The sequence below is a fragment of the Vibrio japonicus genome (genome assembly GCF_024582835.1).
GTDB lineage: Bacteria > Pseudomonadota > Gammaproteobacteria > Enterobacterales > Vibrionaceae > Vibrio > Vibrio japonicus.
In genome coordinates, this window is the sequence record NZ_CP102096.1 from 1,149,373 (window position 1) to 1,175,479 (window position 26,107).

Sequence of the window (26,107 nt, forward strand, 5' to 3'; positions counted from 1 at the left end):
TATTTGTGTAACCAACACCGGTAGCCAACGATTCAGTTTACTTACGTGACAACAGAAACAATGAAAAGAACAAACAGCCAAGGCTTTTTAGTTAGATACCAATACCCACAAAGGCTCAGTAAATGGCGGGAGTCCTTTACTTCCCAATTTAAGCCGATACAGCCAGCTCATGATCCGTTAGAGCCTTTTATGACGGTGACGGATGATGTCCTGACTGTGCGTGATGCTAGGCATGGTTTACGATTTGCCTACCTTCTACCTCTAGTTATTGGGCTATGGTATTTGGCCTTTGTTTTTGTCGGTGACTTAGGCCCTAATTCTGCTTCGCTGATTACTGCAAAGGAAAGGGTTATTGAATATAAGGCCCAAGAGGCTAGGGGGGAACCATTTGATGCTTTCGATAAACAGTGGTCTAAGTTTTATCGAGCTTGGTTTGATGAGGAAGGAGAATATTCTTTAATCAACTACGGTAGGGCTGTATTGACATATGGTGCGGAAAATATACGTAAATCATTTATTTCTGAATTAGTTATTGCAAGTGTGATTTTGTCATTAACCTTATTCTTTACAGTGTTTTTCATCAAATCTCCAAAGCCTGCGCATATATATTTCGACAGAAAGCGTGGCCTTGTTTACACCTGGTTTTTTGGACGACTGGCGGCTTGCCGTTTCGAGAACTTAGGGTTCTTAGAGCGTAAAACGGGACTGCTTCTCTACTTTTATTGTGAAAACAAAAAGGGTAAAGGTGGTTATGACGTGGTTCCTGTGACTGTTCAGCCGACAGGAAAAGTGCATCTCAATTCAGGAAGAGATAATGATTATTTCTTGGCGCAGCTATTTAATTTTATGGACAACGGCAAGAGTGCGGTAATAACAGGCGAGAGCTTCCATAGACCAGAATCGAAAACGTACTTTTTTATCGATAAAAGACCGGAGCCATTTGAAGAACGATTAGAGAAGTTGCTAGAGCACGAGCACGTACTTCCCGACCTCTATGCGAATCTAAAAGTAGTGAATTAACAGGTATTAATGGCCATCGGTGTGTTGGCTTTAAATCAGATATATCAACAATAGCCAAATGAGTATGTTTGATGAATAACCAAACACCACACCTTGGGGAAAATAAATGAAACGCCAGGAAATGGGGATATTTACCAAATTTGCACAACCTTTTTCTAAGTGGTGGGCGCAATTTCGAGCAGAAGTGATCGTGGTGCCAATGGAAGACCCATTGGAGCCTATCATGTCCGTCAATGATGACACTTTAACCATTCGCACCGGCTTCCATAGCAGGAGAAACACAATCGGCTTACCTTTGCTATTCGCTTCAATCTTTAGTACCTACTTATGGCTTGGTATAATTCCTAATGTAGATCGACAAAAAGAGTTAGCCATCGAAAATATTGAGTATTTCCAAAACGAGAAAAAGCAAAGGGAGGAGTGGCTTCTAGAAGCTAAAAAGGACAATAATGCAGAAGAAGAGAAATACTATTTAGGTAGAGTTGAAGACTATAACCAGTTGATTAAAAGTTATATGGTTTATGTAGAAAAGGACGGTGAACCAACCATTTTTACCTACCTAGAGAGCAAGTACCTACAAGGCTATTTGGTATGGACACTTTTTGGCTTTCTGATGTTGGGCGTCTGCGGGAGTTCAGCCGCATGCTTTTTTGGATTATTTTTTATAAAGCCCAGAGATGCGGAGGTTTATTTTGACCGACGTCGAGGTATTGTTTACACATGGCGTTGGGGCCGTATTGGAGCTGCTCGCTTTGAAGATATAGGGATCAAAGAAAACATGATGGGGTTGAGTATCTTTCTTCAGTTCGAGAACAAGAAGAAAGGCGGTTTCTGGCCCAGTGCTGTGTGGGGGATCGATGCCGAAAGACTCATTTTCCATAAAGAAGAAGACCTCACTTACCTACTTGCTCAATTGCTGGCTTTCATGGAAAAAGGAAAAGACGCTGTGATTACTGGCGAATCATTTCAGCGTGAGCCTGCACGCTTTTTCCTGTTCGATGATAAGAAGCCCAAGAACTTTGATCAGCGACTAGAAATGGTGCTTGGTGCAAGTCATAACTTGGTCGAGCTCTACGAGAAGAATGTTATTAAACCGTTGGCTATGTAAATACATTTTTTGGGACATGATGGTGTGTTGAGCAAATAAATGAATCGCGGCTCTAAAGGAATATTCACAACAAAAGCGCAACCTTTTTCAAAATGGTGGGCGCAATTTCGAGCTGAAGTGATTGTTGTCCCGATGAAAGACCCGCTCGAACCGTTTATGACGGTCAATGATAATCTGTTGACGTTAAGGACTGGCTATCATACTCGCCGAAATACCATTGTCGTGCCATGGATGCTGATGCTAACCGTATTGACCCTGTATTTTATCTACGATTCTCGTTACCAATATGATTTTGAAGCTCACAAGGCTCAGGCAGCTCGTATGATTGAAAGCTATGAAGAAGACAAAGCCAGATACATAAACCGACTTTCCGATGCACAAAAGGACGGAGATAAGAAAAAAGAAGATATTTATCGGCGTGGGATAGCTCTCGCAGATAATTCCATTAAAGGTTTCAGTATCTATTTTGAGCAAGACGGCGATGTGACATTGTTTACTCATATGAGAGCGCTTAAGCAACTTGGAGAGCTAGACCATTTCCTTTTCGGTATCGGCCTTTTTCCTTCATGGGCGCTTTATCTTTAGGTATGTGGTTGCTTTTCTTACTCAAACCTCAAGACGCGGAAGTTTACTTTGATCGAAACAGGCAAATTGTCTACTCGTGGCGCCATGGGAGAGTTGGAGCGGCATCATTTGACAAAATGGGAATATTAGAAAATCACCTTGGCTTAAATATCGTATTGCAATTTGAGAACAAAAACCAAACGGGCTACCGGCCAATGGGGATCATGGGTATTGATATTGGTAAACTTTCTTTTCATCGAGAAGGCGATATGACTTATCCATTAGCTCAAATCTTAGCGTTTATGGAACATGGCAAAGAGGCGGTTATTACAGGAGAGTCATTTAGAAGGGAGCCAGCAAAATACTTCTTACGTAAGGATAAAAAGCCGGATAACTTTGAACAACGTGTTGAAGCGGCTCTTGCCGCTCAAGGTGACCTAGTTTCTCATTACCAAACGAATCGGGTAAGAGGCCATGCATTATAGAGGGATTAAGTCTCCGCAGGACAATAAATGAAGCGTGGATTTATGCCTGCTAAGTATTGATTGGTCGCACAAACTCGTGAAAGTTTAGGGGGCTGAATTCGTTATAAGAGTAGCGTCAGTCACTGACATATTCGACCCACACTTGTATGGTTGTGTGAGAGGAAGGAGGCCGCTAGACCTCCTCCTACTTGATTTTTGTACGCTTAAACTCAAGCTTCTTGCTTTTGTAACTCTACTTCTTTTTCGTCTTCGATGATTGCATCAACGATAACAGCACAAGCCGCATCACCAGTGATGTTTAGCGCAGTACGAATCATGTCGAAAATACGGTCTAGAGCGAACAGCAGTGGTAGACCTTCAATTGGAATGCCCGCCGCTAGCAGAACAGCGACCACTAGGAAAGAAGGACCAGGAACACCGGCTTGACCAACCGCACCTAGCGTAGACGTTACGATGATCGCGATGTACGCGCCCATACCTAGGTCGATGTTGAACAGCTGCGCAAAGAAGATAGCAACAAGGCCGTAGTAAATCGCGTTACCTGACATGTTGATGGTTGCACCAAGTGGCAGTACAAATGATGCCGTCGAGTTTCTAACGCCCAGTTCTTTCTCACAAGTATCCATAGTAACTGGTAGTGTAGCCATAGAAGATGCCGTTGAAAGAGCAACTGCTTGTGGTTTCTTCATTGCGGTTAGGAACTTCTTCGCTGAGGTCTTAGTGAAGATATGAACCATTAGAGGGTAAACAACAAAGCCGAAGATTAGAATGGCAGCAACGTACACAACGAACAGTTTGAAGACGACCATTAGTGCGCCAAAACCGAATGTGCCTACTGCTTCTGCCATTAGGCCAAATACACCAATTGGAGCAATGATCATTACTTTGTTGATCATCCAAACCATCGCGTCAACGATGCAGTTTACGCCGTTAATGATAGGCTCACGGCGTTCTTTTGATTGCTTAGAAATCGCAATACCAAAGAACATACAGAACACAAGGATCTGAAGAATATTCGCTTCGTTTAGTGATTGGAAAACGTTGGTTGGGATCATACCTGTGATGGTAGCCCAGAAAGATGGCAATTCACCTTTTGAAGCGTATTCGGACGAGAACATGCCTTCGACGCCAGAAACATCGATACCCATGCCTGGTTTGAAAACTTCACCCATAAATAGAGCAAGAGCAACGGCCAATGCCGACGTCAAACCAAAGTAACCTAAAGTTGTTATGCCAACTTTCCCTGCTGACTGGCTGTTACCTAGACCAGCTGCACCAGAGATAAGCGCTACCGCTACCAAAGGGATAACCAGCATTTTAATCAGGTTGATAAAAATCGCACCCAGTGGAGCAAACATTGAGGCGCTATTCCCCATCGTGGCACCTACGACAGTACCCACGATCATTGCAATAACGACTTGTACACCAATGTTGCTTAGTAAACTCTTTTTCTTTAACACTTCCATAACCTCTGTGCTAACAAAATTTAATTTTCTAGAATTACCATCTGAGTTAAAACTCAAACTTGGGCAATAATATCGTCTTGGTTTTTACACTTTATTTTTACAATTAGCAATATGAATGGGTGTGGTACTGATAAAACAATCGATATTTTTTGGCGGGATCAAATTTTTGGCTCGGTAGCAAACGATTGCCATTTGTTTTGGTGATGAGAGATTCATTTACCCGTTGTTTCGATTAATGATTGTAGGGATTTACTGGGTAGGTTTATGTTAACAAAATGATCATTTTCAGATGAAGGCAATTCCTCATGGCTCGATGCTAATTCCTTTTGAAACTCTGACCTCATATAAGGTAATTATTTACATTATTGTTAACGTCTTTGCATATAAAGAGCGAGATTGGTGAGTAAACGGAGCGGTAACGGGGGCTGAATAGTAGGAGGGAAACCTAGTATTTAACGGTTGTTAAATACTAGGTGAAACACAATCAAATAGGGTTAAGCAACTTCCACTGAAACAGACTTGCTTGAATGACGACGGCCATAAACCGTGAGGACGGCAGCGCACAGAAACATGCTAACGCTATAGACGATAATTGGAATCGACATAGTATTTGAGCCGATAAGGGTCACGCTAACCAACAGCGCGAGCGTACTGTTTTTAACTCCAAGCTCAATACCGATTGCTAACCCATCTTGCTTCGGTAATCGGTTGATTCTTGCGATTGCCAATCCCGCTAAAATTCCGACAATATTTAGTGTGAGGGTAGCGGCTCCGGCTTGGGCGAGTAGGTTAACCAAGTTAGCCCCTACGTCGTAACAAATGCTTATAAATATTGAACAAGATGTGGTGAATTCGATAGGTAAAGCCGTAGAAGCGCAAGGGTTGGATGGCGCATTTATTTGGCCAGCGCTGATGCGTAAACTAGACCGCATTGATCCTCGCTATAAAGATTAAAATAAAAGCGCCCACCGACTTACATCGGTGGGCGCTTTTTGTGTTTGAAGAGCTGAGGTTATTTACTTGTCGCTGCTTTCATTGCAGTCACAAATTCAGATAGCTGGCTCAGCATTGTCTGTGGTTGGCTCACGTTGCTCTCAATAATCTTAACCACCGCAGAACCTGAGATTGCACCCGCCGCGCCGGATTGAATAGCCAGTTTCACTTGTTCTGGTTCTGAGATACCAAAACCAAGTAGGGCTGGTGGCGCGTCAAACTGATTCAGTTTTCCTAGCATATCACTTACTGGCATGTTGGCTTTGGTTTCTGCACCCGTTACGCCTGCACGCGAAAGTAAGTAAGTGTATCCGCCACCAAGCTCTGCGACTGAACGAAGAGTCTCATCAGAAGCGGTAGGGGGAGCAATAAAGATCGGTTCAACGCCATGCTTTTTAGCAGCAGCAACAAACTCAGAGCTTTCATTGGTCGGAACGTCTGCAATCAGTACTGAGTCAATTCCTGCTTTAGCGCAGCGCTCGTAGAAATTCTCCACACCACGGGCGAAAACTAAGTTGGCATACATCAACAAACCAATAGGCAACTCTGGGTACTTAGCACGGATCTTTGCAATCAGTTCAAAGCAAATATCGGGTGTTGCACCTGACTCTAATGCGCGTATGTTTGCACCTTGAATGGTAGGTCCATCCGCTAAAGGGTCTGAGAATGGAATGCCTAGCTCTAATGCATCTGCGCCCGCTTCAACCAAGGTTTCCATGATCTCTAAAGAAAGTTCAGGGTTAGGGTCACAAACCGTTACGAACGGTACGAATGCGCCTTGATTACACTTGTTTAGGCGCTCAAACATAGCTTCATAGCGGTTCATTAGATCACTCCTTTTTCTTCTAAGATTGCGTGTACAGTGAATATGTCCTTATCGCCTCGTCCAGATAGGTTAACCACGAGCAACTGCTCTTTCTCTGGGTTTTCGCGCGCCATGCGCAGTGCTTGTGCAAGCGCATGAGACGATTCCAGAGCAGGGATAATACCTTCGCTACGAGCTAACTCTTGGAATGCATCTAGAGCTTCGTCATCGGTGACGCTGTCATATTCAGCGCGGCCAATGGCATTAAGGTGGGCATGTTGTGGGCCAACTGATGGGAAATCTAGCCCCGCAGACACAGAATAAGACTCTTCAACTTGACCATTTGGATCTTGCATTAATGGCGCTTTCATACCGAAGAAAATACCAGTTTTACCATGTTTAAGTGGCGCACCATGTTGATCAGTGTCGATCCCTTTGCCTGCTGGCTCTACACCAATTAAGCGAACCGATTTTTCTTCGATGAAATCAGCAAACATACCGATGGCGTTTGAACCACCGCCAACACATGCGATGACTGCGTCTGGTAGTCGTCCTTCACGTGCGAGGATCTGATTTTTCGTTTCTTCACCGATCATGCGTTGGAATTCACGTACGATAGTCGGGAAAGGGTGAGGACCTGCCGCAGTACCCAAGAGATAGTGCGCGTCTTCGTAGCTTCCTGACCAATCGCGTAGCGCTTCGTTACACGCGTCTTTCAACGTTGCTGAACCAGAGTGCACAGGGATAACTTCTGCGCCCATCAACTTCATTCGGAATACATTTGGGCTTTGGCGTTCTACGTCTTTAGCACCCATATAAACTCGGCATTTAAGCCCTAATAGAGCACAAGCTAATGCTGTGGCAACACCGTGTTGACCCGCACCCGTTTCAGCGATGATTTCCTTTTTACCCATACGCTTAGCCAGCAGTGCCTGACCGAGAACTTGGTTCGTTTTATGAGCGCCACCGTGAAGCAAATCTTCTCGCTTCAAATAGATTTTGGTTTTAGTGCCTTTAGTCAGGTTACGCGTTAGGGTCAGCGCAGTAGGGCGACCTGCATATTCCTGTAGCAGGCCCATAAATTCGCTGTGAAACTCAGGGTCTTGTTGTGCATCAATAAATGCTTGCTCAAGCTGTTCCAGTGCTGGAACCAAAATTTGCGGTACGTACTGACCACCGTATTCGCCAAAATAGGCATCGAGTTTTGCCATGGTATTATTCCTTTAAATGAGTTTGGTATCGCTACCAATACATATTATTTGTTATTAATTTTAGTAGTCACGAATGGCTGCGAATGCCTGATTTAGCTTCGTTAGGTCTTTCTTGCCGGGAGAGCTTTCTACACCGGAATTTAAATCCAATCCAAGGCAACCTTGCTGAGATGCTTTCTGAGCGTTAAATGGCGTAATCCCACCTGCTAACATAACACGCGACGGGTCACCGATAAGAGACCAGTCAAAGACCAATCCTGTGCCTCCCGTTTGTGAACCAATCTTGGTATCCAGAAGGTGTCGATCTACGTTGCTGCTAAGCAGTGTAGGAAGTGAATCCGTTACACCATAGGCTTTCCAGATTTCTACATTTTCTGGAAGTTGCGTCTTTAAATCGTCAACGAACTGCTGATCTTCTTGGCCATGGAGCTGAACCGCTTTCAAGCCAAGCTCATTCACGGTATCCAAAATGAATTCAATCGCCTCATTTTGGAAAACGCCGACAAATTGAAGGGGCGCTCCGCTCATGGTCAAGCGAGCTGTTTCTAGATCAACATATCGTGGGGAGTTTTTCACAAAAATCAGTCCACCAAATACGGCACCCGCTTGATAGGCTTTCGCTGCGTCCTCTGGCTGGGTCAAACCACAAACTTTGTTTTCACCTAAAATGACTTTTCGCACGGCAAGTTCGAGGTTCTTTTCTGCCATTAGTGAGCTGCCAATCAAGAATCCATCTGCGTATTCGGCAAGGTCTCGCACTTGTTGGTTGTTGTAGATACCCGATTCAGAAATAACCGTTGCTTGAGGTGCAAGTTGACGGATTAAAGGAGATAGTTCCTTGGTTCGATTTAAATCGGTTGTCAGATCGCGTAAGTTTCGGTTGTTGATCCCGATGACTTGAGCGCCAAGGTTCACGGCACGGTGTAGCTCGTCTTCATTACTGATTTCGGTCAAGATGCCCATATTTAATGAGTGAGCAACGTCAGCAAGCGTTCGATACTCGTCGTCATTAAGCACGGACAACATCAGCAAAATGGCATCGGCCCCGTAGTGACGCGCTAGATAAACTTGGTACGTGTCGACCATAAAGTCTTTACACAGTACGGGTTGTGTCACTTGGTTGCGTACCTGAGGTAAAAAATCGAAACTACCTTGAAAGTACTTTTCATCAGTGAGAACGGAGATTGCATCTGCATGCTCATTATAAACAGAGGCAATATAATCCAAGTCGAACTCATCACGAATGAGCCCTTTAGAAGGGGATGCTTTTTTGCATTCAGTAATGAAAGCCGTTTTCCCACTCGTTAGTGAATCATAGAAACCGCGATCTGAAGGGACAAGATCGTCCTTAAAACGTTCTAGCGGCTGTGTCTGTTTTCTCTCTTCTACCCATACATATTTGTCGCGCACAATCTTTGCCAATACTTCGGCCATTTGTGCTTCTTTCACTGAAATGTGTTCGGACAAATTTTCGTTTTTTTGAGTCATCTTACTTACCTGTAACAAAGTGACTAAATATTAAAGAGGCTTAAGCGTGGTCAGCGAGGAGCTTGACTAACTCATACGCTTTGCCAGAGTTCATCACATCAATGGCTTGCTTTGTATTGGTTTTAAGGTCTTCGTGACCAAACAAACGCATCAGCAGGGCAACGTTTACCGCAACAGCGCTCAATTGTGCTTTCGTCCCTTTTCCTGTCAGAATATTGGTGATAATCGCTTTATTTTCTTCTGGGTCACCACCCTTAATTGCTTCGAGTGGATAAGTCTCTACACCAAAGTCAGCCGGATTCAACGTATATTCTGTAATCTCACCATCTTTGATTTCAGCGACAATCGTATCGCCGTGAATGGCAACTTCATCTAGACCGCTTCCGTGCACAACCGCTGCGCGTTTCATTCCCATTTGTAGCATGCTTTCGGCGATAGGGCGTACGAGTTCTTTACTATATACGCCCATCAATTGGATATTGGGTCTTGCAGGGTTAATCAAAGGGCCAAGAATGTTAAAAATAGTACGGGTCTTCATGGTTTGGCGAACTGGCATCGCATGACGCACACCACCGTGATATTGAGGGGCAAAAAGAAATGCCACACCCAATGTATCGATGGCTTTGCGTGTGTCCTCAGCGCTCATTGCTAAGTTAATCCCAAAAGAATCCAACAGGTCTGAAGAGCCTGATTTGCTTGAAACGCTGCGGTTACCATGTTTTGCGACTTTCAGGCCACACGCTGCTGCGACAAAAGCCGCCGTTGTAGAGATGTTGATGGTATTGTGGCCGTCACCACCTGTACCAACAATGTCAGCAAAATCGTAATCTGGGCGAGGAAATGGTTTGGCATTGGCGAGCAGAGCTTTGGCAGCACCCGCGATTTCATCAGGTGTTTCGCCCTTTATCTTTAGAGCCGTTAACGCAGACGCCATAAGAATAGGGTCTAACTCGCCGCGAATAATGACATCAAACAAGGTTTGGCTTTCTTCTTGAGACAACGATTGCTGGTCGTATAGCTTATTAATGATCTGTTCCATGATTTTTCCTTATCGTTGTTCTTTTCCGTCTAAAGCCCAGTTAATTGCATTTGTCAGCAGCGTCGCACCATATGTAGTCATAATGGATTCTGGGTGAAATTGAAAGCCGCATACTTTGTCTTGCTCTTGCACGACAGACATGACTAAGTTATCGACTTCCGCTGTGATTTGTAGTGACTCTGGCACACTGGTCGCAACTAGAGAGTGGTATCTCGCAATCGCCAACGGTGATGGAAGCTCAGCGTAAGTTGCGTGATTTTGGTGTTCCATCATCGACACCTTACCATGGATGATTTCGCCCGCGCCCGCAACGGTACCGCCATAGGCTTCAACGATAGCTTGGTGGCCTAGGCAAATACCAATGATTGGCACTTTGCCTTTGAGTCTTTGAATAATCTCGGGCATTGAACCCGCTTCAGAAGGCGCTCCCGGACCAGGAGAAAGAACGATGACAGGGTTATCTAAGTCAGTGACTGCTTGCTCAATGGTTTCAGCCGGAATGCTGTTTCGATAGATCTTAACGTCATGTCCTAATGAGCGGAATTGATCCACGAGGTTATAAGTAAATGAGTCAAAATTATCTATAAATACGATGTTAGCCATCTCAACTACTCCTTGTGTGCTGCTTGAATAGCAGAGATGACAGCTTGAGCTTTACCTCGTGTTTCATCTGCTTCTGCTTGCGGGTCCGAATCGAAGACAACCCCCGCACCGGCTTGAACTTGAGCGATGCCATTTTCAACATAGGCTGAACGAATGACGATACAGGTATCTAGTGTGCCTTCACCTGTTAGGTAACCGACCGCTCCGCCATAGCTGCCGCGTCTTGCGCCTTCAACATCTCGGATAAGCTGCATCGCTCGGATTTTAGGAGCGCCAGTCAGTGTGCCCATATTCATGCAGGCTTGGTAGGCGTGTAGGGCATCTAGATCACTGCGCAGCTGACCGACCACACGAGAAACTAAGTGCATCACGTGGCTGTAACGATCCACTTTCAGTAAGTCAGCCACATGTCGTGTGCCCGCTTCTGAGATACGTGCGACATCATTTCGAGCCAAATCAACCAACATCATATGCTCAGCGTTTTCTTTTTTGTCGCTGCGCAGTTCTAACTCAATACGACTATCTAGATCGAAATCAATGGTGCCATTAGGGCGTTTTCCACGGCGACGTGTTCCCGCAATTGGATAGATTTCTACCTGATTGGTTTCTGTTTCGTACTTAAGCGCACTTTCAGGTGAAGCACCAAATAAGGTAAACAATTCATCCTGCATGTAGAACATGTAAGGGCTAGGGTTACTCTGTTTTAGTTCTTTGTAGGCCGCGAGTGGCGACGGGCAAGGTAGTGTAAAGCGTCGTGATGGCACAACCTGGAAAATATCGCCTTTGACGACGTAGTTCTTCAGATCTTTGACGATTTGGCAGAAATTCGTGTCCGAGATATTGGTCTCGACGTCAACTGATGACAGCTTCTTGGCTTGCGGTAGTGCTTTCAGGTTTGAACACTGAGCAACAATATCCTCGATACGGGCTTGAAGGACAGCCTTTTCAGTTTGATTGGCGAAAAGTGTTGCTTGGATGTCGTACGTTTCGGTTTGGTGATCGACCACAATCAGTGTTTCTGCAACGTAGAAAACGTAGTCCGGGCATTGATTCGTTTTTGCCGCTTCACCCAAAGGTTCAAAGTTTGCGACTAAATCATACGCAAACAACCCACCTAGGAAAATCGCGTGCTTGTCATGCTCACTAAGGTCGAAGCTATGTTGAATCAGACGAAGTGCGTCAAACGAAGAGGCTTCACACAATCGAGAGTCTTCGTCTAAAGTGTCACACGGCGCGGTAAATTTCAGCGTTAAGACAGAATTTTCAAACTCATTGTCTATATCGGTGTGTACATTGTTATGAAGGTGAGCGAGAAGGTGCTGACCGTTTGGCGTTAGCGCTGTCATCGTGACAGTGTGTCCAAAGCAGACAATGCGGACGGCAGAATCAACAATAAGTAGACTTTTTAAGTCTTGTTTCGAATCAATTTCAGCTGATTCAAGTAGTAAACTGTCTGTTTTGTTCTCACATAAGGTATGGAACAGACGAGTTGGATCCTGTGTGTAAGGAGCAGAAGCATGAATGACATCAAGCTTGCCTAGCTTCCTGATTTCTATAGCCTTGTTCACAAGACCTCCTTTCCTTAGGTAAATAATGCCTTCTACACATAGTCGCATAAAGAAAAGCGACACCCAAATGAGATTTATCTTAATTTGACGTTTTATTGAGCATGTAAATGTGTAAAAGGTGATAAAACAAAAAAAGCCCGCTAGTTGTGCGGGCTTTTGTAACATTAATTCTATAAATTAGAAGTACACGTTAGCCCACCAAGAACTTGCCCAAGTGCGCCACCAAGATAGATCAGTTGAAGGAGTGCTCTGGGAGCAAACTGCAACTTTCACGTTCTGATTTTGGTTAGTTTCTTGTAACATAGTGAGCCTTAATTCAGGTACTTCGTATTTGTGTACTAGTTAACTAGTGCAGAGGTAAAAAGTCAACTAAAAAAACAGATTTATGAGAATTGATTTACATAGCCACACAACTGCCTCTGACGGAAGACTGGATCCTGCTCAACTGATTGATCGCGCATTGAGCTTTGATTTAGATGTGTTGGCCATTACTGACCACGATACGGTTGATGGATTGGCGGCAGCACAGAGTTATATAGATGAGCAAGGTTACGATCTTAAACTCATTAACGGTATTGAAATCTCGACCGTTTGGGAGAACAAAGATATCCATATCGTTGGCTTAAATATCGATCCAGAATCTGTTGAATTGAAAGCGCTTATTGAAAAACAGAAAGCCCATAGACAAGGCCGAGCCGAACTCATTGCTCACCGTCTGAGTAAAGCAACACGCGAAGGTGTCTTGGAAGAAGTCCGATTGATCGCAGGAGATGCGCCAATCACACGCGCGCACTTCGCCAAATGGCTGGTGGATAACGACTATGCTAAAACCATGCAGCAAGTATTTAAAAAATATCTGACACGCAATAATCCAGGGTATGTTCCGCCAAGTTGGTGCTCCATGGGAGAGGCCGTTCAAGCCATACACGCCGCTGGTGGACACGCGGTGTTAGCGCATCCTGGCAGATACGATTTAACGGCTAAGTGGATCAAACGATTACTTGCCGCATTCGTGGAAGCGGGTGGAGACGCAATGGAAGTTGCTCAACCACAGCAAGGTCAACAAGAAAGACGCAACTTGGCGGATTATGCGATACAATACAAACTATTAGCTTCTCAAGGCAGCGATTTTCATTATCCATCTCCTTGGATGGAGTTAGGCAGGAATCTTTGGTTACCATCAGGCGTAGAGCCTGTGTGGAAAGATTGGGGTATTGAGCCTTCACAAGCAGAAACACCTGCTTGAATTATATCAATACATAAGAATATAGAGTCGAGAGATTCAATAGGGCCAATGGGCCCAATAATGAGGAATTACAATGAGCCAGTTTTTTTACGTTCATCCAGAAAACCCACAGGCTCGCTTGATCAATCAGGCTGTAGCAATCATTCGTAATGGTGGGGTAGTTATTTACCCTACGGATTCGGGCTACGCTCTTGGTTGTCAGTTAGAGAACAAACAAGCGTTAGAGCGAATTTGTCAAATTCGACGTTTGGACGAAAAGCATAACTTCACGCTTCTTTGCCGTGATCTTTCGGAGTTATCACTGTATGCAAGAGTAGACAACGCAGCCTTTCGCTTGTTGAAAAACAATACTCCGGGGCCTTACACCTTTATCTTTAAAGGTACCAAAGAAGTCCCTCGTCGCTTAATGAACTCGAAACGCAAGACCATTGGTATTCGTGTTCCAGATAACCGAATTGCACTAGACTTACTGGAAGCGCTTGGTGAGCCACTGATGTCAACATCGTTAATCTTACCAGGTAGTGATGTAACAGAGGCAGATCCAGAAGATATTCGTGACAAGCTAGAGCATGCAGTCGATTGTATTCTCAATGGCGGGTATTTAGGTGAGCAGCCTACGACAGTTGTTGATTTCAGTGAAGGTGAACCCGTTATTGCCCGCGTAGGCTTGGGTGATACAACTCCGTTCGAATAATCAAAAATACGTGATTTTCGACACAGTATTTGCAATAATGTGCGACCGCGATTTTGGGTCGCACATTTTTATTCGACGTCTGAGAAGACGACATATAGGTAGATAGATGAACGAAAAGTTACAGAAAGTATTAGCACGAGCAGGTCACGGATCACGTCGCGAGCTAGAAGCTTTGATTAAAGCTGGCCGCGTGAGTGTGAACGGGGTTGTCGCTAAGCTTGGTGAGCGATTAGAAGATGAGAACGCGATAGTTCGTATCGATGGTCACACTGTTTCTGCTAAAGCGCCGGAAGAAGTGATTTGTCGTGTTCTTGCGTACTATAAGCCGGAAGGCGAACTGTGTACTCGTCATGACCCTGAAGGTCGCCGCACTGTATTTGACCGTCTGCCAAAAATCCGTGGTTCTCGCTGGATTTCAGTTGGTCGTCTTGATGCGAACACATCTGGTTTACTTCTTTTCACGACTGATGGTGAACTGGCAAATCGCTTGATGCACCCAAGCCGTCAGGTAGAGCGTGAATATCTAGTGCGTGTATTTGGTGAAGTCAACGAACAGAAAGTCAAAAACTTAGTTCGTGGTGTTGAGCTTGAAGATGGGATGGCGCGTTTCGAAGACGTTGTATACGCAGGTGGTGATGGTATGAACCACACTTTCTACGTTGCAATTAACGAAGGTCGTAACCGAGAAGTTCGTCGTCTATGGGAATCTCAAGACACGACAGTTAGCCGTCTGAAGCGTGTTCGTTACGGTGATATCTATCTAGATAAGAAATTGCCACGAGGCGGTTGGATGGAGCTTGACCTTAAACAGGTTAACTACTTGCGTGAGCTGGTAGAACTTCGTCCAGAAAGAGAAACACTACTAGACGAAAACAAAGCGAACACATCACGTAAGCGTGAGCGTTCTCGCAGCCAAAAGATTCGCCGTGCAGTGAAACGCCACGAAGAGCGCATGAACAATGGCGGTGGTCGTAGCAACAATCCAGCACGCCGAAAGCCAAAGAAAAGTGCAGGTGAGCAAGGCGCTCGCAACAAGCAGCGCTAGAGCGAATACAGCATATTAAATAATTGAGAAAGCAGCCAAATTTGGCTGCTTTTTTGTATCAGGTAAACAATCAAAAGAGAGCCGAAGCATTATACTTCGGCTCTTTTTAGCGTGGGTAATTACAGAGTTTGGTTCAGCTCGTAGTAGCGGCCTTTCTCTTGCAACAGCTCTTGGTGGCTGCCGTGTTCAACAATCTCACCTTGCTCAATCAGGCAGATCGAATCCATCTTATCCAAATCCACTAAGCGGTGGGTGATAAACACGACGGTTTTATCCACAAAATGAGTTTCAAACAGTTTCATGATTTGTTGCTCAGTTTGCTTATCCAATCCTTCTGTAGGCTCATCAAGTAGTAGTACAGGAGCATTGTGCAACATCGCACGTGCGATACCAATTCGACGTTTTTCGCCCCCGGACAGCTGGCGGCCACCGTCACCTAACCAAGTATTTAACCCTTGATCTTCCAGTAACTTGGCTAACCCAACTTTTTCTAAGGTATCATTTAACACGCAATCTTCTGCGTCAGGACGAGCCATGAGTAAGTTGTCACGCAACGAGCCATTTAATATGTCGACGCGTTGGCTAACAACACTGATCGCCTGACGTAATTGGCTTTCATTCCAAGCTTGGATAGGTTGACCTGCTAGCTTGATTTCACCTTGCTGAACATTCCAATAGCGGTTGAGCAGTTGAAGTAACGTCGACTTACCTGAGCCAGTTTGGCCAACAATCGCAATGCGGTGTTTTGCAGGAATGTTTAAGCTGACCTTTTTAAGTACGTCTGTATCGCCGTCAGGGTAGTGGAACGAAACGTTTGAATATTCGATTGAAAATTCGCCGTTGTGTGCCGCTTTTTCCTGTGGGAATGTCACATCAGGTTCAGACAAAATGATTTCATTCAGTCGTCGGGCGGACGTCAGCGTTTGTCCAAGGTGTTGAAATGCACCAGCAATCGGCATCAACATTTCTACACTTGCCATGGTGGCAAATATCACTAAAGCGATCATCGGATCTGGCATGTTACTGCCCACGCCATCGGCCGCAAGCCAAAGCATGAGTACTAGCGTCCAACCATTGGCGAGTAGAAGCAATGCTTGAGCTAAGCCCGCGAAATGCGCATTGAACATTTGGTTTTTAAGCAAGCGTTCTTGCGCAGATGAAATGGCGTTACGGTAACGTTCTTCAGCACCAAACAGAGTGAGCTCACTATACCCTTGTAGCCAGTCGAGTGTCGCAATACGTAAATCTGCTTTGTTCTGCGTAAGTTCACCACCGTTGCGCTTACCCAGTTTATAAAACAGAACAGGCCAGCTGATCAGAAGCACAAGGAGTATTGCACCAAGGGTTAGGCCAAGGTCTTGATCAAACCAGCAAAGCAGGGCGGTAAGACCTAATATACCCAATGTGCCTACAATCATCGGGCTAATAAGGCGCAGGTAAACATGGTCCATCGCGCCAATATCTGCCACCAGACGGTTTAGCAGATCGGCGTCTCGTAAGTTTGAAACACGTCCCGGAATCAGAGGTGCTAACTTAGAGAAGAAAAAGATGCGCAGATCCGTTAGTAATTTGAATGTCGCATTGTGGCTGACAACACGCTCACCCCAACGGCCAGCGGTTCGACCCATGGCAAAGCCGCGAACAAACGCCCCCGGCAACATATAATTAAACGTTTCGCGCGCGATCGTTAAACCTGCGATGGCTGCTGCCGACAAGAACCAGCCAGAGAGCGTCAGTAAGCCGATTGAGGCAAATAGAGTAAGAAACGCCAGTAACATACCTAGTGAAAGGCCGAACCAATGTTTCTTATACAGTTTTAGGTAGGGAATTAAATCACGCATCAAGATTCCCCTTATTTGCTTGGTTTAATGCTTGGTTAGATTGAAGCATTGATTGGAAAAGACCTTCCTGTTGAGACAACTCATCGTATGAGCCAGATTGTACAATTTGACCTTCTTGCATCACGATGATGTTTTCTACACTCTTAAGTGGGGTAAGCTGGTGTGTGACCAGTAGCGCAGTATTGTCGCTAATCTGTCCGGCAAGCCCATCCATCACTAATCTTTCGCTGCGCGCATCTAAGCTGGCTGTCGGTTCATCGAGTAACCAGAAGTTACCGTTTTGAATCATTGCACGTGCCAAAGCTAAACGCTGCGCTTGACCAACAGAAAGACCACTAGAACGATCGGAAATCTGGTAGTCCAGACCATGTTTCTCTACAAATTCTGCCGAGTACGATTCTTTTAAGGCAGACTGAATAACGCTCTCGCTTACGTTATCTTTGCCGAGCGTAATGTTGTCATGGATAGAACCGTGTAGTAAGAGTGGGTTTTGACCCACCCAGCTAATTTGTTTTCTCCAACTCGCGAGATCCAGTTCAGTGCGTTCGATACCGTTTACCGTCAGTGAACCCTCATAAGGCAGAAAACCTAAAATGGCATTGATTAAGCTCGTTTTGCCTGCGCCGCTAGGGCCAACAAGCGCTGTGGTTTGTTGCTCATTCAATACAAAGCTAACAGGGCCTAATAGTTTTTTACCTTCTGCCGAGAAAACTTCCAGATCCGTTGCGCGAATGGTGATGCGCGCCTCTTGGTCAAGCGTCTTGCTTCCGGAACGTACGGTACTTACATCCGTATTTAGAAACTCAACAATGCTTTCTGCGGCACCAACGGCTTGTTGTTTAGCGTGATAAAACGTACCTAAGTCTCGTAATGGCTGGTAAAACTCTGGTGCGAGTATAAGAATAAACAAACCAGAGAACAGCGTGACACCGACACCGTAATCACCAAAGTTTAGTTCACCGATGAATGCGAAACCAAAGTAAACCGCAGTCAGAGCAATGGAAATAGACGTAAAGAACTCCAGTACGGCTGAAGAAAGGAAAGCGATTTTAAGGACGTCCATTGTGCGAGAACGGAACACCTCAGATGCGCCGCGCATAACTTCGGTTTCTGCTGCTGTGCGGTCAAATAGACGAATGGTCGTCATTGATTGCAAACGGTCATAGAAGTGACCAGAAAGGCGTTGTAATGCCTTAAAGTTCTTACGACTGGCATCCGCCGCTTTCATCCCAACCAGTGCCATAAACATTGGGACAAGTGGCGCAGTGATTAGGAAAATCAAACCTGCCGCCCAGTTGACTGGGAAAACAACAATCAAGATAACGAAAGGAATTAATACTGAAAGCGACATTTGCGGTAGGTAACGCGCAAAGAAGTCATGCATATCTTCGACTTGTTCAAGCAGTAACGTAGCCCAAGAGCCAGCAGGCTTACCTTTAATGTAAGCCGGGCCAAGCTCGCGTAACTTATCAATAATCAGCTGTCGAATATAAAGACGAATCTGTTCACCACAGCGATATCCGGCTAATTCTCTGCCCCACGAACAAAGCGCGCGAACCACAACCGTGACCACGAGTCCAGCAAAGTAAGGAATGAGCTCATGCTTATCAACGTGTTCTATGATGAGCGAATGAAGAATATTGGCGAGCAAGGCTGCTTGAGCCAGTAGAAAAACGCTTGAAAGTACGCCAAGGCCGACAGCAATCATTAGCCAGCGTTTTGCTAGCTTACTTTGCTGCTTGAGCCACTTATTCAAGCCGCGCTGTTTCTTTTTGTCCATGGTGAAGGCTTAATGATAATTATTAGTGCGAGTTAGAGCCGGGCATTATACAAAAGAAAGCCCCACGGGAATACCGCAGGGCTTTAAGGATTTGAGCTAATAGTGAAAAATATTATTTCGCGTCTGCGAGTGCATCTAAAAAGCGCTCTGCATCTAGTGCGGCCATACAACCTGTACCAGCCGAAGTAATCGCTTGGCGGTAGTTATGATCCATCACATCACCTGCGGCAAAAATACCAGGGATGCTGGTTTGTGTTGCGTTACCGTCTAAGCCAGATTGAACCACGATGTAGCCGTTTTTCATCTCTAACTGGCCTTCAAACATACTGGTGTTTGGCTGATGGCCAATAGCTATAAATGCGCCCATCACATCCAGCTGTTCTGTCGCGTCTGACTTAGTGTCTTTAATGCGCACGCCAGTCACACCCATATCATCACCGATCACTTCTTCAAGAGTGCGATCTGTATGCAAGATAATATTGCCATTTTCAACCTTATCCATCAGACGATCGATCAGGATCTTTTCAGAACGGAAGCTGTCACGACGATGGATTAAGTGTACTTCTGAAGCGATGTTAGACAGGTATAGTGCCTCTTCAACTGCGGTGTTACCACCACCTACAACCGCGACTTTTTGGTTGCGGTAGAAGAAACCATCACAGGTTGCACATGCCGATACGCCACGGCCTTTAAATGCTTCTTCAGACTCTAAGCCAAGGTATTTCGCAGAGGCACCAGTCGAGATGATCAAAGCATCACACGTGTACTCGCCGCTGTCTCCTTTAAGGCGGAATGGACGCTCACTAAAATCAACCTCGTTGATGTGATCGAACAAGATTTCAGTTTCAAAACGTTCAGCATGTTCCTTCATGCGATCCATTAGTGCTGGGCCTGTTAAACCTTCAGGATCTCCCGGCCAGTTCTCTACTTCAGTCGTTGTTGTGAGCTGACCACCTTGCTGCATTCCGGTAACAAGGACAGGGTTTAAGTTTGCTCGAGCTGCATAGACGGCTGCCGTATAGCCTGCAGGGCCAGAACCAAGGATAAGTAGCTTGCTGTGTTTAACGTCGCTCATTTGGGCTCCATTAGCGATGATGCGTTTAATTTTTTACGTTAGTGATTATATGGGGCTATTCAAACACTTCACAAGGGCATGCAGTGTAATAAATGGTTATAGGTTAGAACGCAAACGTTCGCGTTTTGGTTATGTAAGTCTTTGAGTGAAATTACGATTTTGTTGCTGGCTAGTCAACTTAACTGGTTTTTCAATACTGCTCGTTTCTAAACTGGAGTTTATTACTAGTCATCTTTTGTTTTTTGATTAAATATGCTTAATTTGTATTAATGTTAGATGTAATCACTAAATTTAGTTGATCTTGCAAGATAAGTGCGCAAATAATATATGTGAAAAATATGTTAACTCTATAACACATATGTACATTCATTAAGGAGAAGATGATGCTACATAACAGGGAAACAACTCTGCAATTAACTAAGTTAAGTGATAATGCGATTGCACAGTTAGCGCCATCTTTTGGCAAGTTACCTAATACAGAACATGCAGACGGTCAGTACCGTTTACGCCGTTACTCTGTGATTCAGTTTAAAGATGGCAAAGTGATTGATTTGAACAAGAATGAGTTCATGCAAACTGATGATATCAATCGCTTTCAAGGCAATGTTGTACGCCAGTTTGAGCCAGTCGAACAATCGACGCTAGAAAGTGACGGCATGCGTGAACTGTGCGAAGTGTTCGTAGACTCCAACAAATTGAAAAATGGCCAAGAAATAGAAATCCACCAAATTCGTATCTCAGCGATTTATGATGAAACGCAGGTTGCGCCTGAAGGTGTTCATCAAGATGGCTTTGAACATATCGCACTGATTGGCATGGGTCGTCATAACGTCGAAGGCGGTGATATCATGCTTTACAACAGCTTTAACGAAGCGCCATTTTTTAGAAAAGTTCTACAAAGTGGTGAAGTTGCAATGCTTGCTGACAACAAACTGTGGCACAACGCAACACCGATCAAATCTGTGATTGATGGCCAAGAAGGCTACATGGATGTGTTTGTACTAACAGCGAAGGAATCGGTGAATGAACTTCACTCCTAATTTAGTCAGAGCACAGTTTGGTGCTCTGCAACAGACTCACAATGACCTTCCGGTTATGTTTTTGGACGGGCCTGGTGGATCGCAAGTCCCGCATTCTGTGCTAGAAGCAATGACCGACTATTTGGGTTATTACAATGCCAATTTGGGTGGTCATTACTTCTCTAGCCAGAAAACAACCGAACTGATGAAAGAAGCTCGTGAGTATGCAGGAACGCTTGTGAATGCTGAGTCTTCAGACAATATTGTGTTCGGTGCCAATATGACGTCGTTGACGTTCCAACTGAGCCGAGCGATCAGCCGAGGTTGGGAAGCGGGTGACGAAGTTATTGTAACAGCGCTCGACCATTATTCTAACGTATCGAGCTGGCAGCAAGCAGCGGACGACAAAGGCGTTAAAGTTCATCAAGCGCGAGTCAACGAGTCTGACTGTACACTCGATCTTGAACATCTTATGTCACTGATCAACGAGAACACCAAACTGGTGGCACTGACTTTCGCGTCAAATACGACGGGTTCAATTGTCGATGTGAAGCGTGTTGTGGAAGCAGCGCACAAAGTGGGTGCGATGGTGTATGTCGATGCTGTGCATTACGCGCCACACCATCTTATTGATGTGCAGAAACTAGGCTGCGATATTCTTGCATGTTCTGCCTACAAGTTCTTTGGTCCACATGTCGGAATTGCCTACATTGCGCCGAAATGGTTGCAAACACTTCAACCGTACAAAGTTGAGCCAGCAACGGATATTGGCCCAGGACGCTTTGAAACGGGTACACAGAGCTTTGAAGGATTAGCGGGGGTGATTGCCGCTGTTAAATACCTTGCTCAGTGGGGTAAAGATGGGGATTCCCTTCGCGCTCGTTTAGTGGCGTCGTTTCAGCAGTTTAATAACCACGAGTCTGCACTAAGCGAACGTTTCCTTAAACGATTGTCTGAACTTGAAGGTGTTACGCTTTGGGGACGTACAGACGCTGACAGCGAATTGCGCACACCAACATTTGCATTGACGTTTGATAACCATACGCCAGAGTTCATCGCTAAAAAGTTAGGTGAGCGTAATATATGTGTCTGGAATGGTCATTTTTACGCGCTTGGTTTGGTTCGGCAATTGAACTTAGAAGCATCCGGTGGTGTTGTGCGTATTGGATTTATGCACTACAACACACTGGAAGAGGTCGATATCTTGTTCGACGAACTGCAAAAGATATTGAAATCATAAAGAAAAATGCTCCCGCAATGGGAGCATTTTTGATCATGCGCTGACTTCGATTTCGTACGACGTGAATTTTCTAATGTTAATTACGCCTGTATCAAAGATCATGTACTGACCTTTGATTCCTTGCAAAATGCCCGTTACTTCTGGGTTTTTGTCAAAGTTATGCGAAGTGATTTTAGTCGGGTGCTTTGTTACCGGATAGCTGATAGGTGTGATATCCGCGTTAAGCACTTCAATCGCATCATCGCCGAACTGCTGCTTAATTTCAGCGATTTTCTCCTCGACTAGCGGAAGTAACTCTGCAAATTTTTCTTCAAGTGCCATTGGTTCACCATCGCCTTTTAGCAATGTGCGCCAGTTGGTTTTATCCGCGATATGCTTCGCAAGTTCAACCTCTATCAACCCAGAGATATAGCGAGTTTTGACTTTGAAAATCGGAAGCGCCTGAGTCGCACCTTGGTCAATCCAACGTGTTGGGATTTGCGTGTGGCGCGTAATACCGACTTTAAGGCTTGATGTGTTTGAAAGATACACATAGTGATCGATCATACAGTTCTCTTCGCCCCATTGCGGTTCACGACATGTCCCTTGATCGTAGTGACAAGTTTCAGGCTTCATGATGCACATATCGCAACTCGCGAGTTTCTTCATGCACACAAAACAGTGACCTTGCGAGTAACTCTTTTTTGTTTTTTTGCCGCACGAGCAGCAATAGATGTTTCCTGTATGAGTCAGCGTAATTGATTTTCCGATGAAAGGTTTAAGATCCACTAACTCATCACCAACAGGTAGGTGATAGTGAACTTCACCCTCTAAAGAAGCACGCATTTTGTTTAGCGTACCTTTCGCGATTAAGGACATGACATTGCTCTTTATTGGTATATACGGCATTAAACGCCGTTTTTTGTGATTTGATGCGCAGTATAGCAGTAAAAAAGACTATTGAGTGATATCGACAGCAGAAGACGTAGGAAGGGTCAGAGCCTGTGCGTCTTGATTATCCTTGATAATAGGTTCTTTCGGGCCAAGGAACCTTGGTTGGGCGTTAATGATGTATAAATCCAGAACCGCTTTGGCTCTTGCGAAGACTTCACGGATACGGACTTTTAACCCAGAGTGTCCCAATGGATCCGGCACGGCAAAACATTTGGCATTGATGTCGTGAGAGTTCGCAATGAACAGAGCACGTTCGCAATGAAATTTCTGAGAGATGATGAGAAAGTCATCGGTGCCGAAAATCTCTTTGGCACGCACAATGGAGTCCAGCGTTCTAAACCCAGCGTAATCGAGGAAAATCTTCTCGTCAGGAACGCCAGCCTTGAGTAGATCGCGTTTCATTGTCCAAGGTTCATTATACGAACGGTGAGCGTTGTCGCCGCTGAGCAAGAAATTTTCTACGTTTTTGCTTTGGTACAACGAAATGGCAGCGTTAATTCTGTGCGTATAGTATTCATTAAGAACCTTACCCAGATATTTGCTTGTGCCAAGAACTACAGCGACGTCGAATTTCTCGACCTCAGATTGCTGTATGTACAATTGCTCTTTCGCTTGGTAAGAGACCCAACGATCAATTAAGAATAGCGCCGCTACCATTAGTACAAACAGTAGACAAAAGTACTTAACAAGAGTCTTCGTTGTCTGAAATGTGGGTTTGTATCTCTGAAGAAGCTTACTCACTAAATTTGCCGATTTCGCTGTGCCCATATGCCGATAACAATAAAACTAACAGTAACGATGGCAAACATAATGCCAGCATCAAAATTTCTTAATGTCCGAGTTAGGTAAGGTGTTGCTTTTACGATGATTAATCCGTAACCAAACGCGTTAATCAAGATAAAAAAGAAGGTACGTATAACAAAATGGTAATTTCTAAGCACACGCCTCAAAACAGTGTTGAATTCCCCACCGAACATGACAAGAAAACAAGCAACTAACGCGGTCGATATTTCAGTTAAGTATGGGGCAATATAGTTCCCAATGGGAGATAGGTATTCAAAAATTATCATAGACAGTATATGAAGCAGCCCCAAAAAAGAGGGGGCTGCAATGTTTAGGGTTTAAAATGCGGTACGCTTGTAACGACGGTAAACAGGTTGCCAGAAGCTGCTGTCGATAGACTCTTGAAGAGCTTCATCAGTAATTTCTAACGCGACGCCTTGTTCAATGGCTTTTTTACCGACCGCAAAAGCAATCTTCTTCGATACTGAGTGAATCGCTTCCAATGGTGGAAGTAGTGCACCTTGACCATTAATGGCTAGTGGAGAGCAGGTCGCTAGAGCGCGGCTAGACTCCATCAGCATTTCGTCAGTTACGCGTTTTGCGTTAACCGCAAGCACACCTAAGCCAATACCTGGGAAAATGTAGCTGTTGTTACACTGTGCAATTGGGTAAGTTTTACCTTCGTACACGACAGGTTCAAACGGACTGCCCGTAGCGACTAAAGCTTCGCCATTCGTCCAGTGAACAATGTCGTATGGTGTCGCTTCAACACGGCTGGTTGGGTTTGACAGTGGGAAGATAATTGGGCGAGCACAGTGCTTATGCATCTCTTTAATGACTTCTTCACTAAACAGCCCTGGCGCGCCAGATACACCAACAAGTACCGTAGGTTTCGCGTTACGCATAACATCTAGCAAAGAATAGCCGTTGCCTTCAGCCTGCCACTCTGAGGTATTGCTGTGTTTTTGCACCAAGCGTTGCTGGAAATCAAGCAGATTAGGCATGCCTTCTTGAAGCAAGCCCCAACGGTCTACCATGTAAACTTGAGAGCGAGCTTGTTGATCAGAAATGCCTTCAGAAACCATCTGTGCAATGATCGCTTCTGCGATACCGCAACCGGCGGAACCTGCGCCCAAGAACGCAACACGTTGCTCTGAAAGTTGGCTTCCAGCCGCTTTACATGCCGCCAGTAGCGAGCCTACAGTGACTGCTGCTGTACCTTGAATGTCATCATTGAAGCAGCAAACACGATCCTTATAGCGCTCTAGCAGCGGCATTGCGTTCTTTTGCGCGAAATCTTCAAATTGGATCAGTGCGTCAGGCCAGCGGCGTTGAACGGCTTGCATGAATTCTTCAACAAACGCGTCGTATTCTGCACCCGTGATGCGAGGGTGACGCCAGCCCATATACATTGGATCAGCAAGACGTTGCGGATTGTTTGTACCCACATCCAGTACGATTGGAAGTGTGTAAGCAGGGCTGATACCACCACACGCGGTGTAAAGTGCAAGCTTACCAATAGGAATACCCATACCACCGATACCTTGGTCACCAAGACCAAGAATACGCTCACCGTCAGTGACAACAATCACTTTGACGTTGTGGTTTGATGCATTGTTTAGGATGTCATCGATGCGGTCGCGATTGGCGTAAGAGACAAAAAGGCCGCGTCCACGACGGTAAATATTCGAGAAGTTTTCACACGCAGCGCCTACTGTTGGCGTGTAGATGATCGGCATCATTTCAGACACATGGTTCTGAACCAGACGGTAAAACAGAGTTTCGTTTGTGTCTTGGATATTGCGTAGATAGATGTGCTTATCCATATCGCTTTCGAAGTTACGATATTGTTGATAAGCACGTTCTACTTGCTCCTGAATGGTCTCGGTGTTTTCAGGTAACAGACCTTCAAGGTTAAAAGAGCTGCGTTCTTCTGCGGTAAATGCACTGCCTTTGTTGAGCAAAGGTGTACTTAATAGGGCTGGACCTGCATAGGGAATATATAAAGGGCGTTTATCGTTATTCATCACATGCCTTTAGTAGGGTGAGAGGCTAATAGACCAAGGAATTGGGACTACGAAAATGATAGGGATTCAATGCC

Annotated in this window: 26 protein-coding genes and 1 other annotated feature; of the genes, 10 read left to right on the forward strand and 16 right to left on the reverse strand. The window is 45.0% G+C overall.

Annotated features, from left to right (window positions below; translation table 11 throughout):
• Window positions 1-60: 60 nt before the first annotated feature.
• The 4 genes from NP165_RS05490 to NP165_RS05505 all read left to right on the forward strand — a co-directional run bounded on the left by NP165_RS05490 (window position 61) and on the right by NP165_RS05505 (window position 3,177).
• Window positions 61-1,020: a hypothetical protein gene (locus NP165_RS05490; RefSeq protein ID WP_257085310.1), complete on the forward strand. Its 960-nt coding sequence runs from the start codon at window positions 61-63 to the stop codon at window positions 1,018-1,020.
• Between the two features lie 106 nt (window positions 1,021-1,126).
• On the forward strand, window positions 1,127-2,128 hold the full coding sequence (locus NP165_RS05495; RefSeq protein WP_257085311.1) for a hypothetical protein: 1,002 nt from the start codon (window positions 1,127-1,129) through the stop codon (window positions 2,126-2,128).
• A gap of 39 nt (window positions 2,129-2,167) precedes the next feature.
• Window positions 2,168-2,713 (forward strand): hypothetical protein, encoded by a 546-nt coding sequence (locus NP165_RS05500; RefSeq protein WP_257085312.1) that lies wholly within the window; start codon window positions 2,168-2,170, stop codon window positions 2,711-2,713.
• Between the two features lie 116 nt (window positions 2,714-2,829).
• Complete coding sequence (locus NP165_RS05505) at window positions 2,830-3,177, forward strand: hypothetical protein (protein ID WP_257085313.1); 348 nt, start codon at window positions 2,830-2,832, stop codon at window positions 3,175-3,177.
• A gap of 209 nt (window positions 3,178-3,386) precedes the next feature.
• Here the strand turns inward: NP165_RS05505 and NP165_RS05510 are convergent, their stop codons facing one another.
• Both NP165_RS05510 and NP165_RS05515 read right to left on the reverse strand, forming a co-directional pair.
• Complete coding sequence (locus NP165_RS05510) at window positions 3,387-4,643, reverse strand: dicarboxylate/amino acid:cation symporter (RefSeq protein ID WP_257085314.1); 1,257 nt, start codon at window positions 4,641-4,643, stop codon at window positions 3,387-3,389.
• Window positions 4,644-5,137: 494 nt separating this feature from the next.
• The gene (locus tag NP165_RS05515) at window positions 5,138-5,440 is read right to left on the reverse strand and encodes a hypothetical protein (protein WP_257085315.1); all 303 of its coding nucleotides are present in this window, start codon (window positions 5,438-5,440) and stop codon (window positions 5,138-5,140) included.
• A gap of 22 nt (window positions 5,441-5,462) precedes the next feature.
• On the opposite strand from NP165_RS05515, the gene NP165_RS05520 reads away from it, so the two are divergent.
• The gene (locus tag NP165_RS05520; protein ID WP_257085316.1) at window positions 5,463-5,597 is read left to right on the forward strand and encodes a hypothetical protein; all 135 of its coding nucleotides are present in this window, start codon (window positions 5,463-5,465) and stop codon (window positions 5,595-5,597) included.
• Window positions 5,598-5,655: 58 nt separating this feature from the next.
• Here the strand turns inward: NP165_RS05520 and trpA are convergent, their stop codons facing one another.
• The 7 genes from trpA to trpL2 all read right to left on the reverse strand — a co-directional run bounded on the left by trpA (window position 5,656) and on the right by trpL2 (window position 12,653).
• Entirely contained in the window at window positions 5,656-6,462 is an 807-nt protein-coding gene (trpA, locus tag NP165_RS05525) for a tryptophan synthase subunit alpha (protein WP_257085317.1), read from the reverse strand.
• Complete coding sequence (trpB, locus tag NP165_RS05530) at window positions 6,462-7,652, reverse strand: tryptophan synthase subunit beta (RefSeq protein ID WP_257085318.1); 1,191 nt, start codon at window positions 7,650-7,652, stop codon at window positions 6,462-6,464. The genes trpA and trpB overlap by 1 nt, the downstream gene beginning before the upstream one ends.
• 60 nt (window positions 7,653-7,712) lie before the next feature.
• Window positions 7,713-9,140, reverse strand: a complete 1,428-nt coding sequence (trpCF, locus tag NP165_RS05535; protein ID WP_257085319.1) for a bifunctional indole-3-glycerol-phosphate synthase TrpC/phosphoribosylanthranilate isomerase TrpF — start codon at window positions 9,138-9,140, stop codon at window positions 7,713-7,715.
• Between the two features lie 40 nt (window positions 9,141-9,180).
• A complete protein-coding gene (gene trpD / locus NP165_RS05540) occupies window positions 9,181-10,179 on the reverse strand; it encodes an anthranilate phosphoribosyltransferase (protein ID WP_257085320.1) in 999 nt (332 codons plus the stop codon).
• A gap of 9 nt (window positions 10,180-10,188) precedes the next feature.
• Window positions 10,189-10,782, reverse strand: a complete 594-nt coding sequence (locus NP165_RS05545) for an aminodeoxychorismate/anthranilate synthase component II (RefSeq protein ID WP_257085321.1) — start codon at window positions 10,780-10,782, stop codon at window positions 10,189-10,191.
• Between the two features lie 5 nt (window positions 10,783-10,787).
• Window positions 10,788-12,350 (reverse strand): anthranilate synthase component 1, encoded by a 1,563-nt coding sequence (locus NP165_RS05550; RefSeq protein WP_257085322.1) that lies wholly within the window; start codon window positions 12,348-12,350, stop codon window positions 10,788-10,790.
• Between the two features lie 127 nt (window positions 12,351-12,477).
• Window positions 12,478-12,581, reverse strand: a sequence feature (Trp leader region).
• Complete coding sequence (gene trpL2, locus NP165_RS05555; RefSeq protein WP_257085323.1) at window positions 12,528-12,653, reverse strand: tryptophan operon leader peptide; 126 nt, start codon at window positions 12,651-12,653, stop codon at window positions 12,528-12,530. It overlaps the preceding feature by 54 nt.
• Before the next feature lie 82 nt (window positions 12,654-12,735).
• On the opposite strand from trpL2, the gene rnm reads away from it, so the two are divergent.
• The 3 genes from rnm to rluB all read left to right on the forward strand — a co-directional run bounded on the left by rnm (window position 12,736) and on the right by rluB (window position 15,335).
• Window positions 12,736-13,596, forward strand: a complete 861-nt coding sequence (rnm, locus tag NP165_RS05560) for an RNase RNM (protein WP_257085324.1) — start codon at window positions 12,736-12,738, stop codon at window positions 13,594-13,596.
• A gap of 73 nt (window positions 13,597-13,669) precedes the next feature.
• Window positions 13,670-14,290 (forward strand): L-threonylcarbamoyladenylate synthase, encoded by a 621-nt coding sequence (locus NP165_RS05565; RefSeq protein ID WP_257085325.1) that lies wholly within the window; start codon window positions 13,670-13,672, stop codon window positions 14,288-14,290.
• Window positions 14,291-14,396: 106 nt separating this feature from the next.
• The gene (gene rluB, locus NP165_RS05570) at window positions 14,397-15,335 is read left to right on the forward strand and encodes a 23S rRNA pseudouridine(2605) synthase RluB (RefSeq protein ID WP_257085326.1); all 939 of its coding nucleotides are present in this window, start codon (window positions 14,397-14,399) and stop codon (window positions 15,333-15,335) included.
• A gap of 119 nt (window positions 15,336-15,454) precedes the next feature.
• Here rluB and cydC read toward each other — a convergent pair whose 3' ends face one another.
• The 3 genes from cydC to trxB all read right to left on the reverse strand — a co-directional run bounded on the left by cydC (window position 15,455) and on the right by trxB (window position 20,031).
• Window positions 15,455-17,176, reverse strand: coding sequence for a heme ABC transporter ATP-binding protein/permease CydC (gene cydC, locus NP165_RS05575; protein ID WP_257085327.1), 1,722 nt, complete (start codon window positions 17,174-17,176; stop codon window positions 15,455-15,457).
• Window positions 17,169-18,956 carry a heme ABC transporter permease/ATP-binding protein CydD gene (gene cydD / locus NP165_RS05580; RefSeq protein ID WP_257085328.1) on the reverse strand — a complete coding sequence of 596 codons (1,788 nt, stop codon included), beginning with the start codon at window positions 18,954-18,956 and terminating at the stop codon, window positions 17,169-17,171. The genes cydC and cydD overlap by 8 nt, the downstream gene beginning before the upstream one ends.
• A gap of 112 nt (window positions 18,957-19,068) precedes the next feature.
• A complete protein-coding gene (gene trxB, locus NP165_RS05585) occupies window positions 19,069-20,031 on the reverse strand; it encodes a thioredoxin-disulfide reductase (protein WP_257085329.1) in 963 nt (320 codons plus the stop codon).
• A 380-nt stretch (window positions 20,032-20,411) separates the two neighbouring features.
• Between trxB and NP165_RS05590 the strand changes: the two genes are divergently transcribed.
• Window positions 20,412-21,071, forward strand: a complete 660-nt coding sequence (locus tag NP165_RS05590; RefSeq protein WP_257085330.1) for a 2OG-Fe dioxygenase family protein — start codon at window positions 20,412-20,414, stop codon at window positions 21,069-21,071.
• Window positions 21,055-22,290, forward strand: coding sequence for a cysteine desulfurase-like protein (locus NP165_RS05595; protein ID WP_257085331.1), 1,236 nt, complete (start codon window positions 21,055-21,057; stop codon window positions 22,288-22,290). Before NP165_RS05590 ends, NP165_RS05595 begins: the two co-directional genes overlap by 17 nt.
• 33 nt (window positions 22,291-22,323) lie before the next feature.
• On the opposite strand, the gene NP165_RS05600 is transcribed toward NP165_RS05595, so the two are convergent.
• From NP165_RS05600 to NP165_RS05615, 4 genes are all read right to left on the reverse strand, one after another.
• Window positions 22,324-23,148 carry a DUF2797 domain-containing protein gene (locus NP165_RS05600; RefSeq protein WP_257085332.1) on the reverse strand — a complete coding sequence of 275 codons (825 nt, stop codon included), beginning with the start codon at window positions 23,146-23,148 and terminating at the stop codon, window positions 22,324-22,326.
• A gap of 78 nt (window positions 23,149-23,226) precedes the next feature.
• A complete protein-coding gene (locus NP165_RS05605) occupies window positions 23,227-23,991 on the reverse strand; it encodes a SanA/YdcF family protein (RefSeq protein ID WP_371133694.1) in 765 nt (254 codons plus the stop codon).
• Window positions 23,964-24,293 carry a DUF3392 domain-containing protein gene (locus NP165_RS05610; protein ID WP_257085333.1) on the reverse strand — a complete coding sequence of 110 codons (330 nt, stop codon included), beginning with the start codon at window positions 24,291-24,293 and terminating at the stop codon, window positions 23,964-23,966. The genes NP165_RS05605 and NP165_RS05610 overlap by 28 nt, the downstream gene beginning before the upstream one ends.
• A 51-nt stretch (window positions 24,294-24,344) precedes the next feature.
• Window positions 24,345-26,033: an NAD-dependent malic enzyme gene (locus NP165_RS05615; protein ID WP_257085334.1), complete on the reverse strand. Its 1,689-nt coding sequence runs from the start codon at window positions 26,031-26,033 to the stop codon at window positions 24,345-24,347.
• Window positions 26,034-26,107: the final 74 nt, after the last annotated feature.